This is a genomic window from Sphingomonas sp. Leaf67 (assembly GCF_001421965.1).
Lineage (GTDB): Bacteria > Pseudomonadota > Alphaproteobacteria > Sphingomonadales > Sphingomonadaceae > Sphingomonas.
Genome location: NZ_LMLP01000001.1, coordinates 939,122 through 957,091 on the forward strand (window position 1 = coordinate 939,122; position 17,970 = coordinate 957,091).

At 67.6% G+C, this 17,970-nt stretch carries 15 protein-coding genes; 7 read left to right on the forward strand and 8 right to left on the reverse strand.

Translation table 11 applies throughout. From position 1 onward, the window contains the following. Positions 1-64 precede the first annotated feature (64 nt). The 6 genes from ASE90_RS04465 to ASE90_RS04490 form a co-directional block, all read right to left on the reverse strand. Positions 65-1,219 (reverse strand): M20 aminoacylase family protein, encoded by a 1,155-nt coding sequence (locus ASE90_RS04465; RefSeq protein WP_055996443.1) that lies wholly within the window; start codon positions 1,217-1,219, stop codon positions 65-67. 19 nt (positions 1,220-1,238) lie between these two features. Continuing rightward, positions 1,239-1,733, reverse strand: a complete 495-nt coding sequence (locus ASE90_RS04470) for an Lrp/AsnC family transcriptional regulator (RefSeq protein WP_055996446.1) — start codon at positions 1,731-1,733, stop codon at positions 1,239-1,241. Positions 1,734-1,771: 38 nt separating this feature from the next. Continuing rightward, entirely contained in the window at positions 1,772-3,148 is a 1,377-nt protein-coding gene (locus tag ASE90_RS04475; protein ID WP_055996449.1) for an aminotransferase class III-fold pyridoxal phosphate-dependent enzyme, read from the reverse strand. Positions 3,149-3,463: 315 nt separating this feature from the next. Further along, the gene (locus ASE90_RS04480; protein ID WP_055996452.1) at positions 3,464-4,531 is read right to left on the reverse strand and encodes a tartrate dehydrogenase; all 1,068 of its coding nucleotides are present in this window, start codon (positions 4,529-4,531) and stop codon (positions 3,464-3,466) included. Further along, positions 4,528-5,952: an NAD-dependent succinate-semialdehyde dehydrogenase gene (locus tag ASE90_RS04485; RefSeq protein ID WP_055997297.1), complete on the reverse strand. Its 1,425-nt coding sequence runs from the start codon at positions 5,950-5,952 to the stop codon at positions 4,528-4,530. The genes ASE90_RS04480 and ASE90_RS04485 overlap by 4 nt, the downstream gene beginning before the upstream one ends. A 41-nt stretch (positions 5,953-5,993) precedes the next feature. After that, positions 5,994-6,980 (reverse strand): GNAT family N-acetyltransferase, encoded by a 987-nt coding sequence (locus ASE90_RS04490; RefSeq protein WP_156361408.1) that lies wholly within the window; start codon positions 6,978-6,980, stop codon positions 5,994-5,996. Between the two features lie 246 nt (positions 6,981-7,226). On the opposite strand from ASE90_RS04490, the gene ASE90_RS04495 reads away from it, so the two are divergent. The 5 genes from ASE90_RS04495 to ASE90_RS04515 are packed head-to-tail and all read left to right on the forward strand — an operon-like array spanning position 7,227 to position 13,567. Next, positions 7,227-8,507: an NAD(P)/FAD-dependent oxidoreductase gene (locus ASE90_RS04495; protein ID WP_055996455.1), complete on the forward strand. Its 1,281-nt coding sequence runs from the start codon at positions 7,227-7,229 to the stop codon at positions 8,505-8,507. After that, positions 8,504-10,030, forward strand: coding sequence for an ABC transporter substrate-binding protein (locus tag ASE90_RS04500; RefSeq protein WP_235531645.1), 1,527 nt, complete (start codon positions 8,504-8,506; stop codon positions 10,028-10,030). The genes ASE90_RS04495 and ASE90_RS04500 overlap by 4 nt, the downstream gene beginning before the upstream one ends. Next, on the forward strand, positions 10,027-10,986 hold the full coding sequence (locus ASE90_RS04505) for an ABC transporter permease (protein WP_055996461.1): 960 nt from the start codon (positions 10,027-10,029) through the stop codon (positions 10,984-10,986). The genes ASE90_RS04500 and ASE90_RS04505 overlap by 4 nt, the downstream gene beginning before the upstream one ends. Continuing rightward, entirely contained in the window at positions 10,983-11,780 is a 798-nt protein-coding gene (locus tag ASE90_RS04510) for an ABC transporter permease (RefSeq protein WP_055996464.1), read from the forward strand. Before ASE90_RS04505 ends, ASE90_RS04510 begins: the two co-directional genes overlap by 4 nt. Then, complete coding sequence (locus ASE90_RS04515) at positions 11,777-13,567, forward strand: ABC transporter ATP-binding protein (protein ID WP_055996467.1); 1,791 nt, start codon at positions 11,777-11,779, stop codon at positions 13,565-13,567. Before ASE90_RS04510 ends, ASE90_RS04515 begins: the two co-directional genes overlap by 4 nt. A 61-nt stretch (positions 13,568-13,628) precedes the next feature. Here ASE90_RS04515 and ASE90_RS04520 read toward each other — a convergent pair whose 3' ends face one another. Then, positions 13,629-14,327 carry a cupin domain-containing protein gene (locus tag ASE90_RS04520; RefSeq protein WP_235531646.1) on the reverse strand — a complete coding sequence of 233 codons (699 nt, stop codon included), beginning with the start codon at positions 14,325-14,327 and terminating at the stop codon, positions 13,629-13,631. Positions 14,328-14,329: 2 nt separating this feature from the next. Next, on the reverse strand, positions 14,330-14,992 hold the full coding sequence (locus tag ASE90_RS04525) for a haloacid dehalogenase type II (RefSeq protein WP_235531647.1): 663 nt from the start codon (positions 14,990-14,992) through the stop codon (positions 14,330-14,332). A 378-nt stretch (positions 14,993-15,370) separates the two neighbouring features. Here ASE90_RS04525 and ASE90_RS04530 point away from each other — a divergent pair, with 378 nt between their 5' ends. Together ASE90_RS04530 and ASE90_RS04535 are read left to right on the forward strand one after the other, a co-directional pair. Further along, positions 15,371-16,798 (forward strand): aldehyde dehydrogenase family protein, encoded by a 1,428-nt coding sequence (locus ASE90_RS04530; protein ID WP_055997308.1) that lies wholly within the window; start codon positions 15,371-15,373, stop codon positions 16,796-16,798. Next, positions 16,795-17,970 carry a DSD1 family PLP-dependent enzyme gene (locus ASE90_RS04535; RefSeq protein ID WP_055996473.1) on the forward strand — a complete coding sequence of 392 codons (1,176 nt, stop codon included), beginning with the start codon at positions 16,795-16,797 and terminating at the stop codon, positions 17,968-17,970. The genes ASE90_RS04530 and ASE90_RS04535 overlap by 4 nt, the downstream gene beginning before the upstream one ends.

Genomic DNA, 17,970 nt, shown 5'->3' on the forward strand with positions numbered 1-17,970 from the left:
GAAGCTGTGACACCTTCGGAACGAAATGCGGCTTTGGGCGTGGTGCGCCGACGCATTCGTGCCGTCAGCCGACGGGAAGCTGATTCCTGGCCAATTCGGCGAACCACGCGATGCCGATCGGCGTCACCGCGTCGTTGAAGTCATAGGCCGGGTGATGGAGCGCCGCGACATGGGTGTCGTCGCGCTGGCCCATCCACAGATAGGCACCGGGCCGGGCACGCAGCATGAAGGCGAAGTCCTCCGACGTGAACGCGGGGGCCGGTGCTTCCAGCGCATCGCCGCACACCGCCCGTGCCGCCGCCAGCGCGATCGCGGCGCTTTCGGCATCGTTCACCGTCGCGGGATAATAGCGGATATAGTCGACCGCGATCTGCGTCTCGCTCGACCGGGCGACCCCGTCGCAGATCGCGCGTAGCGACTCCTCGATCCGGTCCTGCACTTGCGGAGAGAACGTCCGGACGGTGCCGGTCAGCGTCACCGTCGCCGGAATGACGTTGTGCGAATCGCCACCATGCACCTTGGTCACCGACAGCACCGCGCTTTCGGTCGGCGGCAGGCGGCGGGCGACGATGGTGTTGAGCTGCTGGACCAACGTCGCCGCGGCGAGGATCGCGTCGGGCGTCTGGTGCGGCATGGCGGCATGGCCGCCCTTGCCGGAAATCACGATGTCGAACCGGTCGGCGGCGGCCATGATCGGCCCCGGCCGGGTACGCGCGCTGCCCAGCGGCAGGTCGGGCCAGTTATGGAGCGCGAACACCCGATCACACGGAAAACGGTCGAACAGCCCGTCGCGAACCATCGCATCGGCCCCGCCCTGCCCTTCCTCCGCCGGCTGGAAGATGAAGTGGATCGTACCCGAAAATTCCCGCGTTTTCGCCAGATGACGCGCCGCGCCGATCAGCGTCGCGCTATGTCCGTCATGACCGCAGCCATGGAACACGCCCGGCGTCTTGCTGGCATAGGGCAGACCGGTCTGCTCGGCGAACGGCAGCGCATCCATGTCGGCGCGAAAGCCGATCGCACCGTTGCCCGGACCGTTGCGCAGCGTACCGACCACGCCCGTACCCCCGATACCGGTCGTCACCTCCAGCCCGGCGGCGCGCAGCGCTTCGGCGACGATCGCGGCGGTACGGTGTTCGGCAAAGCCCAGTTCGGGGTGCGCATGCAGGTCGCGGCGCAACGCGGCGAGGTCGGCAAGATCCTGGTCGTCGATACGCATCGTCGGGCGCCTTTCGTGGTTAGCTCCGTTCGTCGAACAGCGCCTCGATCGGGTCGTAGCGTTTCACGATCGGAGATTTGAGTACGATATAGCTGAAATACTTCTCGATCCCGAAATCGCTTTCAAGGATCGATTCGATCAGCTCCTGATATTGCGACACGTTGCGGGTGATGAACTTGACCAGATAGTCGTATCCGCCGCTGACCAGATGGCATTCGACGACCTCGGGCACGTTGCGCGCGCGCTGTTCGAAACGCGAAAAGTCGCCGGTGCGGTGATCCTTCAACGTGATCTCGGTAAAGACGGTCAGCGTCTCGCCCAGCTTGGCGAGCGCGACATGTGCGCCATAGCCGATGATATATCCCGCCTTTTCCAGCCGCTTGACCCGCGACAGGCACGGGCTGGGCGACAGGCCGACCGCATCGGCCAGATCGACGTTCGTGATCCGCCCGTTGCGCTGCAATTGCGCAAGGATGCGGAAGTCCAGTCGATCGAGTTTGGGCGATGGTGTCATACAGGAGACTTTATCTCATCATTCCGTTACCGCAACGTCTATCGTAGGGCCGCGCGAACCTCGGCCATGTCCGCTACCTGATCCAGCGTCCGCGTGAGCCGCTCAATCAATGCAGCCATATCGGTTTCATCGCAACTGATCGCGGGTGCCAGACCGATCGTGCCGTCGGCGAAGGCGCGAAAGATGATGCCGTTGGCATAGCCGGTCCGCGCCAGCTTGTCGGGCAGGCCGACCGCCGGGTCGAACCGGGCCTTGCTCACCTTGTCCGCCACCAGTTCGATGCCGGCCAGCATCCCCGCCTGACGGACGTCGCCGACCAGCGGATGATCGGTGATCGCCGCCAGCCCGGCGGCCAGTTGCGGCGCACGGGCGATCCCGTTGGCAAGGATGCCGCCCTCGTAGAGATCCAGCACCGCCAGCGCGACGGCAGCCGATACCGGATGCCCCGAATAGGTCGCACCATGTCCGACCGGCAGGTGATTGTCGGGACCATCGGCGATGCCGGCATAGATCTCGTCGGTCATCAGCACCGCGCCCATCGGCGCGTAGCCGGCGGTCAGCCCCTTGGCGAGTGTCATCAGGTCGGGGGTCACGCCCTCGGTTTCGCAGGCGAACATCGGCCCGGTACGGCCGAAACCGGTGATGACCTCATCGGCGACCAGCAGGATGCCGAGTTCGGTGCAGGTCGCGCGAATCGCCTTCAGCCAACCCTTGGGCGGGATGATCACCCCGGCCGACCCCTGCACCGGTTCGGCGAAGAAGGCCGCGACGTTGTCGGCACCGAGTTCGGCGACCTTCGCCTTCAGCGCGGCGACGCTGGCGTCGATCACCGCCTGCGGTTCGCTGCCGACCGCGTGGCGATAGGGATAGGGTGCCGGGATATGATGCTGCCAGTCGTGCGGCAGGTCGAACAGCCGGTGGAACGCGGGCAGGCCGGTGATCCCCGCCCCGTTCGACGACGATCCGTGATAGCCCTTGTCGAGCGCGATCACCTGTTTCTTGGTCGGGCGGCCCTTGGCATTCCAGTAGTTGACGATGAAGCGCAGCGCGGAATCGACCGCATCCGATCCGCCGAGCGAGAAATAGACTCGCTCCAGCCCCGGCGGCGACAGCTCGGCCAGCCGCTCGGCCAGCCGGATCGCCGGTTCGCTGGCGAAGGAGAAATAGCCGGTGGCATAGGGCAGCCGTCGCATCTGCTCCGCCGCCGCCTCGACGACGCTTTCATGACCATAGCCGATATTGACGCACCAAAGGCCGGCAAACGCGTCGAGCAGCCGGTTGCCGTCGCCATCGGTCAGGTACATGCCCTGCCCGCTGGTCAACACGGTCGCGCCCCGCGCCTCGTGCCCGCGCCATGCGGTGACCGGATGGATGAGGTGGCGGCGGTCGGCCTCGATCAGCGAATTGGAAAACATGGCTGGCCCTGTTGTCTGATGATGGGGCCAGTGTAGGGGCGGACGACGATGGCGGGAGCGATCCCGCGCGCCGTGCGACGCCGCCAAGCTGCCGAACTTCGCAGGCGTGCGGCAGATTATGCCGTGGGTCGCCTATCGTGATTCCAGCCAGAGCAGAATCTTTGCCAGGGCCGCGCGCTCGGCCCCGCCTTGACCGTACCCCCGCGCAGGCGGGGGCCCAGGGTGCCGGGCACAAACCGTTGTTCTGCTTGGCTCTGAAACCCGCCTGCGCGGGGGCACGGCGATTGTGCGGTTAAGCGCGAGACCGACGCCGGCTCAGCCAATCGCCGCGGCAATCGCCTTCCCGCACTGCTCGGTATTCGCCGACCCTTTCAGGTCGCGGGTCCGGCCGCTGTCGGTGGCCAGCACCGTTTCGATCGCCGTCACGATCGACTTCGCTGCGTCATGCTCGCCGAAATGATCGAGCATCATCGCCGCACACCAGATCTGCCCGACGGGATTGGCGATGCCCTGCCCCGCTATGTCAGGGGCCGAACCGTGCACCGGTTCGAACAGCGACGGCACGCTGCGATCGGGGTTGATGTTGCCGCACGGCGCGATCCCGATCGTGCCGGTGCAGGCAGGACCAAGGTCGGACAGGATGTCGCCGAACAGGTTGGACGCGACCACGACGTCGAAGCGATCGGGGTTCATGACGAACTGGGCCGCGAGGATGTCGATATGATATTTGTCGGTGCGGATGTCGGGGTAGCGCGCGGCCATTTCAGCGACGCGGCTGTCCCACCACGGCATGGTGATGGCGATGCCGTTCGACTTGGTCGCCGACGTCACATGCTTGGCCGGACGCTTCTGCGCGAGGTCGAAGGCGTAGCGCAGGATTCGGTCGGTGCCGATGCGGGTCATCACCGTTTCCTGCAACACGACCTCGCGATCGGTACCGGGAAAGGCGGTGCCGCCGATCGCCGAATATTCGCCCTCGGTATTCTCGCGGACGATCATCATGTCGATGTCGCCCGGTTTGCGGCCGGCCAGCGGGCACGGCACGCCCGGCATCAGCCGCGCCGGGCGCAGATTGACATATTGATCGTATTCGCGCCGGAACTGGATCAGCGAATCCCATAGCGAGATGTGATCGGGCACGGTGTCGGGCCAGCCGACCGCGCCGAAGAAGATCGCATCGACATCGCCGATCCGCGCCTTCCAGTCTTCGGGCATCATCCGGCCGTGGCGGACATAATAATCGCAACTCGCGAAATCATGCCATTGTTGCTCGACCGTGAAGCCATGGGCCTCCGCCGCCGCTTCCAGCACGCGGATGCCTTCGGGAATTACTTCCTTGCCGATCCCGTCTCCGGGAATGACCGCAATCCGATAGTTGTTCACAGGCCCTTCAATCCCCCCCAATGGAACGCTTTCGTTTCCAGATATTCATCAATGCCTTCGCGGCCGCCCTCGCGGCCCAGGCCCGATGCCTTGATCCCGCCGAACGGCGACATCTCCATCGCGATGCTGCCGGTGTTCAGCCCGACCATGCCGAACTCCAGCGCCTCGCCGACGCGCCATGCGCGGTGCAGGTCCTCGGTATAGAAATAGCTGGCGAGACCGAACGGCGTGGCATTGGCAAGGTCGATCGCCTCCTGCTCGGCCGAAAAGCGAAAAATCGGCGCGACCGGGCCAAAGGTTTCCTCCGACGCCAGCCGCATGTCGGCGGTGGCCCCGGTCAGCACCACCGGCCGGGCAAAGCGTTCATTCTCCGCGACGCCCTCGGGCGCGGCGGCGATCTTCGCGCCCTTCGCCAGCGCGTCGGACAGGTGATCGGCGACCTTCTGCGTCGCGGCGGCGTTGATGAGCGGGCCGATCGTGACCCCCTCCGCCCGGCCGTCGCCGACCCGCAGCGCCCGAACCGCCTCGCCCAGTTTCTCGACGAAGCGGTCGTGGATGCCGTCCTGCACCAGAATGCGGTTGGCGCAGACGCAGGTCTGGCCGGCATTGCGGAATTTCGACGCCATCGCGCCGGCGACGGCGGTGTCGAGATCGGCATCGTCGAACACGATGAACGGCGCGTTGCCGCCGAGTTCGAGGCTCAACCGCTTCAGCGTATCGGCCGACTGCTGCATCAGCAGCGATCCGACCCGCGTCGATCCGGTGAACGACAATTTGCGCACTACCGGCGATGCGGTCAGCGTCGCGCCGATCGCCTGCGGCAGGCCGGTGACCATGTTGACGACGCCCGCCGGCATCCCCGCCCGTTCGGCCAGCCTGCACAGCGCGAGCGCGGTATAGGGGGTCAGCTCGGACGGCTTGATGACGACGGTGCAGCCCGCCGCCAGCGCCGGCGCGACCTTGCGCGTGATCATCGCCGCCGGGAAATTCCATGGCGTGATCGCCGCACAGACGCCGACCGGCTCGCGCGTGGCGAGGATGCGGCGGTCGCTGGTCGGGGCCGGAATGGTGTGCCCGGAAATCCGCCGCCCCTCGCCCGCGAACCATTTCACGAACGACGCGGCATAGGCGATCTCGCCCTTCGATTCGGCCAGCGGCTTGCCCTGTTCGGCGGTCATGATCGCCGCCAGCGTGTCGGCATGGTCGAGGATCAGCGCGTGCCAGCGTTCCAGCAACGTCGCGCGATCATCGGCGGTCCGCCGCTTCCACGCCGGCAAGGCGGCCGCTGCGGCGGCGATCGCCGCCTCGGTATCGGCCGCCCCACCCGCGGGGATCGTGCCGACCACGTCGCCGGTCGCCGGGTCGGTCACGTCGAGCGTGGCCCCGTCCTGTGCCGCGACCCATTCGCCGCCGATCAGCATCGATTCGATCAGCAGCCCGGTGCCGCGCAGGTCGTCGTTGCTCAGCACAGCGCCTGGCTCACGATCGCGAACGCCGTCGCCGGGGCGGTCGCCGGCGGCTCCGCGCCCTTGACCATCGTCACGACCCGTCCGACCCGTACCAGTCCCAGTTCCTCCAGCCATGGTCCCAACCCGCTATTGCCGTGAATGTCGAGCCGGATGAACTCACCACTGCGCGAGCCGATCCACTGCGCGATCAGCGCCTGCGCGCGGGTCCGGTCGGGGGCGATGACCGGACCAACCACATACCCGCGCCCGAACCGGCGGAACAGCGCGACGCCGGTCACCTCGTCCCCGTGGGTCAGCACCACGCCATGCGCCTTTTCGCGCAGCACCGTCATCACCGTCGGGCGGTCGAGACCGCTGGCGGCGCGCACCAGCGCATCGACCAGTGTGCCGTCGCGCTCCCCCATCGGCCGGATGCGCTCGCCGGCCGCCAGCGGCACCAACGGTGCCTGGAACGCCGCGCCTTGATGCTGCAGGATTTCGCCGATCCCGGTGAAGCCCAGCTTGCGATAGAGCGGCAGCCCGTCCTCGGTCGCGTTCAGCTGGATCGAACCATCGGGGCCGATCGCATCGGCGATCTGGTCCAGCACCGCTTCCATCACGATCCGACCGATGCCCGCACCGCGATGCCGCCGCGACACGATGACCATGCCAAGCGTGACGATGGCAGGGCCAGCGCGCCACCACATGGTCGTGCCGACGATTTCGCCGTTCAGTTCGGCGACGGTACCGGTGCCGACCGTCAGCATGTCCGACAGGTCCTCGGCCCGGTGCGGCCATTGCTCCGCCTTCGACAGGGCATGTACCCCGGCGATATCATCCTGGGTCATCGGCCGCAGGCGCATCGTCCGGTTTTCGGCGGGCGGGGGATCGGCACTCGTCTGCATCGTTTCGCGTTCCATCATGTCCTCGACCCATGGTGTAACCGGCCGAAGGGCGCAGGAGGTGCCGCGCCGCGCCGCAACCGGCATGGTATCGCGCATAAATCGGCCGTCGACCGGAATATCCTGCCGCCGGGACCCAGACCACCGTCCGTCCCTACCCAGCGAACGACGATGGTCGAACCCGATGGAAATACAGGGCGGGCGGTACGCTGTGCGGTGGCCGGGGCAGCGATCGGCACATATGCCCTGTCGTCCGACCAACTAAGGTGTAACGATGCCGGTACGGTTGGAGCAGATTATGCCGTGCCGAAGCAGCATCGCTTCGATGGGGGACGCGGACACGCGATGAAGCTGGAATCCTATTGGCTGGACAGCGGCGAACGCTTTGCAGGGGCCGAACATGGCCCGGTGCCGGTGCGCGCGTCGGTGGTGGTCGTGGGCGGCGGCTTCACCGGTCTTGCTGCGGCACGCAAGCTGGCGATGGCCGGTGCCGACGTCGTGGTGGTCGAGGCCGGGCGCATCGCGGGTGAGGCATCGGGGCGCAATGGCGGCCAGTGCAACAACGGTATCGCCGGCGACTTCGCCGCGCTGACCAGCCGGTTCGGGATCGATCGCGCGACCGCGATCTATCGCGCGTTCGACACCGGCGTCGACCGGGTCGAGGCGATCGTCGCCGAAGAGGGCATCGCCTGCGACTTCGCGCGCAACGGCAAGCTGAAGCTGGCCGACAAGCCCGAACATGCCGCCAAGCTCGCCCGGACCGCGGAACTGCTGTCGCAGACGGTCGAACCCGACATCCGCCTGATCGCCAAAGCCGACCTGCCCGACGAGATCGGGTCGGACGCGTTCTACGGCGGACTGTTGTTCCCGCGCAGCGCTTCGTTGCACATGGGCCGGTTCGCCGCCGGGCTTGCCGGTGCCGCCGTCCGTCACGGTGCGAAACTGTACGAGGATGCCGCGCTCACCGGCATGGAGCGGTTGTCCGGCGGTCGCCACCGACTGACGACAAAGCGCGGCGTGATCGAGGCCGATGCGGTGCTGCTGGCGACCGGTGCGTCGATGACCGGGCCGTTCCGCTGGCTGCGACGACGGATCGTGCCGATCGGCAGCTTCATCGTCGCCACCGAACCGCTGGGGCCGCTGGCGCATGAGATCATGCCGGGGCGGCGCAACGGCACGACCACACGCAACGTCGGCAATTATTTCCGCCTGACCGCCGATGACCGGCTGATCTTCGGCGGGCGCGCCCGCTTTGCGTTGTCCAGCCCGCGCAGCGACACGCGCAGCGGCGCGATCCTCGAAGCGGGAATGCGCCGCATCTTTCCGCAGCTGGCCGACGTCCGCATCGCCCATACGTGGGGCGGGATCGTCGACCTGACTGCCGACCGGCTGCCGCGTGCCGGATCGCGCGACGGCATCTATTACGCCATGGGCTATAGCGGTCACGGCACGCAGATTTCGGTGGTGATGGGCGAGGCGATGGCGCGGATCATCGGCGGCGCGCCGGCAGTGGACGAAAACCCGTTCCACGCGATCGCATGGCCGGCGGTGCCGGGACATTTCGGCCCGCCATGGTTCCTGCCGGCGGTCGGTGCCTATTATCGTTATCAGGACTGGCGGCATTGATCGGCCGGCGCGACGCGATCCGCCTGATCGGCGGCGGCGGGCTGTCGGTCGGGCTGGGTGCCTGCGGGTTCGAACCGGCGCGGCCCGAGCCGGTGGGTGGACGGTTGCGCGTCGCGGTGGCGGTCTCCTCGACCGCCGATACGATGGACCCGGCGCGGCAGACGGTCGTCACCGATTTCTGCCGCTGCGCGATGGTCTATGACGGGCTGACCACGCTCGACGACCGGTTCCGGCCGCAGCCGGCTTTGGCCGAGGCGATCGAGACCGCCGATGCGCGCGACTGGTCGATCCGGCTGCGCAAGGGCGTGCGGTTCCATGACGGATCGCCGTTGACCGTCGCCGACGTCGTCTATTCGCTGCGCCGCCATCTCGACCCGGCCGTCGGATCGAAGGCGAAGGTCTTCGCCGACCAGTTCGCTTCCGTTCGCGCCGATGGCCCCGACCGGGTGCGCATCGTGCTGAAAACGCCCAACGCCGACCTGCCGACGATCCTTGGCATTCAACAGTTCCAGATCATCCGCGACGGCACGCGCGATTTCAACCGTCCGATCGGCACCGGCCCGATGCGGATGGTCGAATATATTCCGGGCGTCCGCTCGCTCGCCGCGCGGTTCGACGATTACTGGCGCGGCGCGGTGCGGCTGGGCGAATGCGAACTGTTCGCGATCGCCGACGACAGCGCGCGGATCAACGCGTTGCTGTCGGGCGATGTCGACCTGATCCATGCGATCAATCCGCGCATTGCCCGCCATCTGACCGGCGCAGGGTTCAAGCTGCTCGAAACCAGATCGAGCGGCTATACCGACCTGATCGCGCGGCTGGACCGGGCACCGGGCAACCATCCCGATTTCGTCGAGGGTCTGAAACTGCTCCTCGACCGCGAAACGATGCGGACGGCGATCTTTCGGGGCTATGCGACGATCGCCAACGACCAGCCGATCGCGCCGACCAACCCCTATTACGACCCGAGTGTGCCGCAGCGGCCGTTCGATCCCGAACGCGCGCGCTTTCTGTTCCGGCGCGCCGGGCTGGCGGGCACGCGGGTGCCGATGGTCACCTCGACCGCCGCCGACAAGTCCGACGACATGGCCGTCCTGATCCAGGATGCGGCGGCGCGTGCCGGCATCGGCTTCGACATTCGTCGCGTGCCGTCCGACGGCTATTGGACCAACAGCTGGATGAAAGTGCCGTTGGGGTTCGGCAACACCAACCCGCGCCCCACCGCCGACATCATCTTCACGCAATTCTTCGAATCCAACGCGCCTTGGAACGAGAGCGGGTGGAAGAACGGGCGGTTCGACCGGCTGCTGGTCGCGGCGCGCGGCGAAACCGACGAGGCCCGCCGCAAGTCGCTGTATGGCGAGATGCAGCATCTGGTCCATGACCGTGCCGGCATCGGCATCCCGCTGTTCCTCAGCCTGCTCGACGCGCACAGCCCGCGCGTGAAGGGGCTGCGCCCGATGCCGCAGGGGGGATTGATGGGGTTCGATTTCGCCGCCCATGTCTGGCTGGAGGGCAAATGACGCTCTCGCCCCTCGCCTCGCTGATCGTGCGCCGGGTCGGCGCGTCGCTGGTCACGCTGCTGTTCGTGTCGCTGGCGGTGTTCGGCATCGCGCAGTTGATGGAGGGCGACGTGGCCGAGGCGATCCTCGGTCAAAGCGCCACGCCAGAGGCATTGGCGGGCCTGCGCGCAGCGATGCATCTCGATCAGCCGGCATGGGAACGCTATCTCGACTGGGCGACCGGCGTGCTGACCGGCGATCCGGGGCGCTCGCTCATCACCGGGCTGCCGGTGTGGGAGATGATCGCCGCGCGGCTTGGCAATTCGCTGACGCTGGCCGGGCTGACCGCGTTGGTGTCGGTGCCGTTCGCGCTGCTGCTCGGTATCGTCGCGGCGGTGAAACGCGGCACGGCGTTCGACCGCGCGATCAGCATCGCGACGATCGGCATCGTCTCGGTACCCGAATTCCTGATCGCGACGCTGGCGGTGATGTTGTTCGCGGTGACGCTGCGCTGGCTGCCGGCGCTGTCGTCGACGCGCGACGTGCATTCGACATGGGATCTGGTCCGCGTCTTCGCCCTGCCGGTCTTCAGCCTTGCCTGTTTCGTCATGGCGCAGATGGTGCGGATGACGCGTGCGGCGGTGATCGACGCGCTCGACACCTCCTATGCGGAGGCGGCACGGCTGAAGGGCTGCTCGCCCGCGCGCGTCGTGCTGCGCCATGCCCTGCCCAACGCCGTCGGGCCGATCGCCAATGCGATCGCGCTCAGCCTGTCGACCTTGCTGGGGGGCGTGATCGTGGTCGAGATCATCTTCAACTATCCGGGCGTCGCGCGGCTGATGGTCGATGCGGTCGCGACCCGCGACCTGCCGCTGGTGCAGACCATCGCGATCATCTTCTGCATCGCCTATCTGGTGCTGGTGACGGCGGCCGACGTCGTCGCGATCCTCGCCAATCCACGGTTGCGCCGCCGATGAGCCGGCTCGCGACCAGCGGCCGGATCGGCCTTGCCCTCGTGCTGCTATGGGTGGCGGTGGCGCTGGCCGGCCCGGCGCTCGCCCCGCATGGCGTGGGGGAGATCATCGACCTCGACGTGTTCGGCCCGATCAGCCGCATGGCCCCGCTCGGCACCGACTATCTCGGCCGCGATATGCTCAGCCGGGTGCTGTACGGCGCGCGCTATACGGTGTTCATCGCCTTCGTCGCGACCGCCATCGCCGTCGTGACCGGCGTGCTGCTGGGTCTTGCCGCGGCGGCGGGGGGATGGGTCGACACGCTGCTGTCGCGGCTGTTCGACATCGTCATCGCCATTCCCAGTCTGATGTTCGCGCTCGTCGTGATCGCGGCGACCGGCGCGTCGATCCCGGTGCTGATCGGGACGCTGGCGGTGATCTATACCCCCGGCGCATTCCGCACCGCGCGGTCACTCGCGCTCGGCGTCATGGCGCTCGATTTCGTATCCGCCGCCCGCGCGCGGGGCGAACGCCTGCCCTATATCGTGGTGCGGGAGGTGCTGCCCAACGTGACCGGGCCGCTCGCCGCCGATTTCGGGCTGCGCTTCGTGTTCGTCGTGCTGCTGCTCAGCGGGCTGTCGTTTCTGGGGCTGGGCGTACAGCCACCCGATGCCGATCTGGGCGCGCTGGTCCGCGAAAATATCGCCGGCCTCGGCTTCGGTGCGCCCGCCGTGCTGTTTCCGGCGGTGGCGATCGCCTCCCTCACCATCGGGATGAACCTGTTGATCGACTCCCTTCCCGGACGGCGCCGGCGATGACCGCTCCGCTGGCGCGTATCGAGCATCTGCGCATCACCGCCGCCGGCGAGGACAGGCACGAGATCGTGATCGTCCCCGACTGCACGCTGTCGGTGGCCCCGGGCGAAGTGCTGGCGCTGATCGGCGAATCGGGGTCGGGCAAGACGACCATCGCGCTGTCGCTGCTCGGCTATGCCCGGCCCGGTTGCCGCATTGCCGGCGGCGTCATCGAGGTGGCGGGCCAGCGGCTCGACACGGCGAGTGCCGAGGAACTGCGCGGCGTTCGCGGTCGCACCGTCGCCTATGTCGCGCAGAGCGCCGCCGCCGCGTTCAATCCGTCGCTGACGATCATGGCGCAGGTCATCGAGCCCGCGCTGATCCACGGCACGCTCGACCGGGCGGCGGCGGAGGAGAAGGCGAAGGCGCTGTTCCGGCGGCTCGCTTTGCCCGATCCCGACGGCGTCGGCGCGCGCTATCCGCATCAGGTATCGGGCGGGCAGTTGCAGCGGCTGATGGCGGCTATGGCGCTCATCACCGATCCCAAGCTGGTGATCTTCGACGAACCGACCACCGCGCTCGACGTGACGACGCAGATCGAGGTGCTGAAGGCGTTCAAGGACGCGGTCCGCGATCTGGGCACCACCGCCGTCTATGTCACCCACGACCTGTCGGTGGTGGCGCAGATTGCCGATCGCATCGCCGTGCTGAAGGGCGGCGAAGTCCAGGAACTCGGCACCACCGAACAGATCCTGTTCGCCCCGGCCCATGACTATAGCCGCGCGCTGGTCGCCGCCGCCGCGCCGCGCAAGCCCGCCGACGTTCCCGTGACGCAGGACCGGCCGCTGCTCGACCTGTGGGGCGTCGTCGCCGGCTATGGCGGGACCAACCATGACGGCAGCCCGCGCGTAAAGATCCTCGACGGGATCGACGTGTCGATCCGGCGCGGACAGGTGCTGGGCGTGATCGGCGAATCGGGCTGCGGCAAGAGCACGCTGGCGCGCGTCGTCGCCGGGCTGCACGCGCCGACCGCCGGCCGCATCCTGCTGGACGGCAAGCCGCTCGCCCCCGTCGTCCGCCGCCGCTCGCGCGACGAACTGCGCCGGGTGCAGATGGTGTTCCAGAGCGCCGACACCGCACTCAACCCGGCGGTCAGCGTCGGTGCGGCGATCGCCCGCCCCCTCGCCTTCTACCACGGCATGGATCGCCGGTCGGCACGGGCGGAGGTCGCGCGGCTGCTCGACCTCGTCCGCCTGCCCGCCGCGCTTGCCGACCGGTTGCCGGGCGAATTGTCGGGCGGGCAGAAGCAGCGCGTGAACCTCGCCCGCGCGCTGGCGGCACGCCCCGAGCTGCTGCTGTGCGACGAAGTGACCTCGGCGCTCGACCCGGTCGTCGCCGAAGCGGTGCTCGACCTGCTGATCGAATTGCGCCGCGAACTCGGCCTCGCCTATATGTTCATCACCCATGATCTGGAGATCGTGCGCGCGATCAGTGACGATGTGCTGGTGCTCTATGCCGGCCGCATCGCCGAACGGGTGACGCGCGACGGGGTCGGCCATGGCGCGCATCACCCCTATACCCGGCTGCTGACCGCATCGGTGCCCGAATTGCGCCCCGGCTGGCTGGAGGAAACCCCCGCCCGCGACGCGAACACGACCGGCGGCGCGCGGATGCGCGAGGTCGGGTGCAGTTTCGTATCACGCTGCCCGCTGGCGATCGATGCCTGTGCCACGCAGATGCCGCCGTTGCTGGCGGAGGGCGATCGGCATATCTACTGCCACCGGTCGATCGAGACGCTGGCGGGGCGGTAAGGGGGCGGACTGTCCGTCACCCCGGGTCAGGCCCGGGGTGACGATCAAACCACCGGCCCGATCAGGCGACCGCCGGCCGCCAGATCGCATAGACCTTCTTCACGTGTTCGCGGCTTTCCCACGAACATTCGGCGCCATGCTCCACCAGAAAGATATCGCCCGTGGCAAAGGTCCCGCTGACCCCCGCCTCGTCGACGAAGGTCACGCTGCCGTCCAGCAAGTGCATCAGTTCGTGATGGCGATAACGCATGGCGACGCGGTGATAGGGCGTCGAATCCCATGTCCCGCAAATGAAGACGCCGTCACTCGACAGGTAATCGGTATGGTTGCGGCAGGACGGCGTCGGCCCGACCAGCAGTTCGGCAAGCGGCGGGTTGGACGGGGTCAGCGCCGCATCCTCGTCGATCGGTACCACCGCGTCGGCGGCGGGCGTTTCGATCGCGTAGCGCATCGCCAGCGCGCGCGTCGCGGGTGCCGCCTCCCAGTCGAAGGCGACACCCGAGGGGACGACCGCACTGTGCCCGGCGACCAGCGTCGTGGCGCCGATGCGCAGCGATCCGGCGACGACGATCACGAACTCGTCGCCCGGCAGGCCGGCGACCGACCCCGCGCCGCCGTCGAGCGCGACCAGATCGACCCCGCACGGCCCGTCCGCCAGCGGCAATGCGGCGCGCGCCGTCGCATAGTCGCCGGTGGCGCGCACCTCCGCCGTATCGGCAAAGGCGCGCAGATCGATGAAAGAGCGGACCTTGTTCGCCACGCTCACAGCCCGACCAGTCCCGGCAGACCGGCGATGCTCGGGATCTCCTTGACCTGATAATAGGCGTTCAGCGGTTCGTGACCGCGATTGACGAACGCCTTGTCCTTGATGCCCAGATCATGAGCGGTCATCAGATCGTACCGGAAGCTCGACGAAACATGCAGGATGTCCTCCGGTCCGCAGCCCAGCTGGTCGAACATATATTCGAACGCCTGCATCCGCGGCTTGTACGCCTGCGCCTCTTCGGCGGTGTAGACGGCGTGGAACGGTGCCTCCAGCTTTTCGACATTGGGCGGGATCAGGTCGACCATCGAGTTCGACAGGATGACCAGCGGATATTCGGCGGCGACGCGCTTGAGCGGTTCGACGACGTCCGGGTGCGGCCCCCAGGTCGGCACGGCGGCATAGACCTTGGCCGCGTCGCTGTCGCGATAGTCGATGTTCCACCGCTTGCAGGTCCGGCGCAACGCACCCTCGACGACATCGCGATACGGCTTCCATGCGCCGAGCACTTCGTCGAGGCGATAGGCGGAGAAATCGTCGGTAAAGCGCTGCAGATCGGCTTCGGCGACCCGATCGGCGTACAGACGGCGGGCGACCGGCGCCATCTCGAAATAGATCAGCGTGCCATAGCAATCGAACGTGATGTATTTAGGACGAAGCACGGTAGCCCCCTTTGCGAAGTTATTGCGGAATGGTGGTGATATTGGCGGCAGGAGTGCGGCAGAAACACTTGTTTTGCCCGGCCGGATGCCGCGAAGCGAACGACGTTGCGGATCGTCCGGCATAATATGCCGAGCCTCCATCCATCCCGGACACAGGTGATTGTCGCCTCCACGGCGATGGCGCGGACGCCATTGCGGCAGGAAATCGCGCGGCGCGAGCGGATATGGCCGGCAACGCCGCCCGCCCGCGGCGGGAATGCCGTTTTGCGGCATGTTTTCGAAAGCGTCTGCCGTTCGCTTGCCCCTAGACTTGCGATCGTAGGACGACATCTGGTCGTGCCGCCCGTATCGGGCGACGGACATACGGACGGGACGGGCATGACGGGCGACAGGTCGGGACAATTCTATATCGATGGCGGCTGGTGCGATCCGGTCGGCGACGCCCCGCGCATCGCCGTCATCGACCCCGCGACCGAAACGCAGATCGGCACGATCGCCGCCGGGTCAGCCGCCGATGTCGACCGCGCGGTGGCAGCGGCCCTGCGGGTATTCGCCTCCTTTTCGGTGTCCCCGGTCGCCGACCGGATCGCGCTGCTCGAACGGATCGCGGCGCTGATGGAACAACGCGCCGAAGCCTTTGCACAGGCGATCGCGCTGGAAATGGGTGCGGCGATCGGCTTTGCCCGCGCGTCGCAGGTTCCCTTCGCCATCGCCCATGTCCGCGCGCAGATCGACGTGCTGCGCGGCTATCGGTTCGAACGGCCCGATGCAGGGTTCACGCTGGTCAAGGAAGCGATCGGCGTGTGTGCGCTCATCACGCCGTGGAACTGGCCATTGTATCAGATCACGGCAAAAGTTGCCCCGGCCATCGCCGCCGGATGCCCGGTGGTGCTGAAGCCCAGCGAGATGTCGCCGTACAGCGCGTTGCTGTTCGCCGAGGTCGTGCACGACGCCGGATTGCCGGCGGGCGTGTTCAATCTGGTGAACGGCACCGGCGAAGCGGTCGGCGCAGCATTGTCCGCGCATCCCGATGTCGCGATGATTTCGATCACCGGATCGACCCGCGCCGGCGTACTGGTCGCGCAGGCGGCGGCGGTCAGCGTCAAGCGCGTCGTGCAGGAACTGGGCGGCAAATCGCCGAACCTGTTCCTCGACGATGCCGATTTCGGTGCCGCCGTACCGCGCGCCGTGATGGCCGGCATGCGCAATGTCGGCCAGTCGTGCAGCGCACCGACCCGGTTGCTGGTCCCCGCCGCCCGGCTGGACGAGGTCGAGGCACTGGCGACACAGGCCGCCAGCGAATGGCGCGTCGGAGCGCCCACCGACGAGGCGACGACGATGGGCCCGATCGCCAACGCCGCGCAGTACGCCCGCGTGCAGGCGATGATCGAAGCGGGCCTGACCGAGGGGGCCAGGCTGATCTGCGGCGGCCCCGGCCGCCCCGCCGACCTCAATCGTGGCTATTATGTCCGTCCGACAATCTTCTCGGGGGTGACCCGCGACATGCGGATCGCGCGTGAGGAGATTTTCGGGCCGGTGCTGTGCATCATGCCCTATGCCGACGATGCGGACGCCGTCACGCTGGCCAACGACACCGTCTACGGTCTTGGCGCGCACGTCCAGTCGGGCGATGCGGCACGCGCGCAGGCGGTTGCCCGGCGCATCCGGTCGGGACAGGTCCATATCAACTATCCGGCATGGACCGCGCACGCGCCGTTCGGCGGCTACAAGCAATCGGGCAATGGCCGCGAATATGGCGTCCATGGCTTTGAGGAATATCTGGAAACCAAGGCGATCCTGGCATGACGACAGCAACCCTGACCCACAAGACGCAGACCGACGGCGCGACGCTGTCGACCGTCGAGACGCCGTGCCTGATCCTCGACATCGATCGGATGGACCGCAACATCGCCCGGCTGCGCGCGCATCTGTCGCCGATGGGGGTCACGCTGCGTCCGCATCTGAAGACCGGCAAGTCGATCGAGGTCGCGCAACGGCTGATGGAAAGCCCGGCGGGACCAGCGACGGTATCGACGCTGAAGGAAGCCGAACAATTTGCCGACGCCGGCGTCCGCGACCTGATCTATGCCGTCGGCATCGCCCCCGACAAGCTGCCGCGCGTCCTCGCGCTGCGCGAACGCGGCGTCGATATCGCGGTGGTGCTCGACACGGTCGAACAGGCGGAGGCGGTCGCAGCCGCATCGGTGGCGGCGGGCACCGCCATTCCCGCGCTGATCGAAATCGACTGCGACGGCCACCGCTCGGGCGTGTTGCCCGGCGACAGCGCCGCGCTGATCGCGATCGGTCGCGCGCTGGTGGCCGGCGGCGAACTGCGCGGGGTCATGACCCATGCCGGCGGCAGCTATGCCGCGCGAAGCCCCGACGAACTACGTCGCTATGCCGAGGCCGAGCGCAAGAGCGTGGTCGATGCGGCGGCGACGCTGCGGGATGCCGGTCTGCCCTGTCCGGTGGTCAGCGTCGGATCGACCCCGACCGCGCATTTCGCCACCGACCTGACGGGCGTCACCGAGGTGCGGGCCGGCGTGTTCGTGTTCTTCGACCTGGTGATGCACGGCATCGGCGTCTGCGCGATCGACGATATCGCCCTGTCCGTGCTCGGCACCGTCATCGGGTTTCAGAAGGAAAAGGGCTGGATCCTGATCGACGCCGGATGGATGGCGATGTCGCGCGATCGCGGTACCGCCAGACAGCCGGTCGATCAGGGCTATGGCGTGGTCTGCACGCCCGACGGCACCGCCTATCCCGACCTGATCCTCGCCGATGCCAATCAGGAACACGGCATCATTACCGTTCGCCCCGGATCGGACGGCCAACTGCCCCCGCTGCGCATCGGCGACCGGGTGCGCGTGCTGCCCAACCATGCCTGTTCGACCGGTGCGCAGCATCCCGCCTATCATGTCGTCCATGGCGACGATCCGGCGGTCGTCGCGACATGGTCGCGTTTCGGGGGGTGGTGA

Excerpts from the sequence above, each read along its gene's own strand:
- ASE90_RS04530 (WP_055997308.1), top strand. The coding sequence starts at position 15,371 with ATGACGGGCGACAGGTCGGGACAATTCTATATCGATGGCGGCTGGTGC.
- ASE90_RS04465 (WP_055996443.1), bottom strand. The coding sequence starts at position 1,219 with ATGCGTATCGACGACCAGGATCTTGCCGACCTCGCCGCGTTGCGCCGC.
- ASE90_RS04495 (WP_055996455.1), top strand. The coding sequence starts at position 7,227 with ATGAAGCTGGAATCCTATTGGCTGGACAGCGGCGAACGCTTTGCAGGG.
- ASE90_RS04510 (WP_055996464.1), top strand. The coding sequence starts at position 10,983 with ATGAGCCGGCTCGCGACCAGCGGCCGGATCGGCCTTGCCCTCGTGCTG.
- ASE90_RS04490 (WP_156361408.1), bottom strand. The coding sequence starts at position 6,980 with ATGCGCGATACCATGCCGGTTGCGGCGCGGCGCGGCACCTCCTGCGCC.
- ASE90_RS04505 (WP_055996461.1), top strand. The coding sequence starts at position 10,027 with ATGACGCTCTCGCCCCTCGCCTCGCTGATCGTGCGCCGGGTCGGCGCG.
- ASE90_RS04485 (WP_055997297.1), bottom strand. The coding sequence starts at position 5,952 with ATGCTGATCGGCGGCGAATGGGTCGCGGCACAGGACGGGGCCACGCTC.
- ASE90_RS04475 (WP_055996449.1), bottom strand. The coding sequence starts at position 3,148 with ATGTTTTCCAATTCGCTGATCGAGGCCGACCGCCGCCACCTCATCCAT.
- ASE90_RS04535 (WP_055996473.1), top strand. The coding sequence starts at position 16,795 with ATGACGACAGCAACCCTGACCCACAAGACGCAGACCGACGGCGCGACG.
- ASE90_RS04515 (WP_055996467.1), top strand. The coding sequence starts at position 11,777 with ATGACCGCTCCGCTGGCGCGTATCGAGCATCTGCGCATCACCGCCGCC.
- ASE90_RS04470 (WP_055996446.1), bottom strand. The coding sequence starts at position 1,733 with ATGACACCATCGCCCAAACTCGATCGACTGGACTTCCGCATCCTTGCG.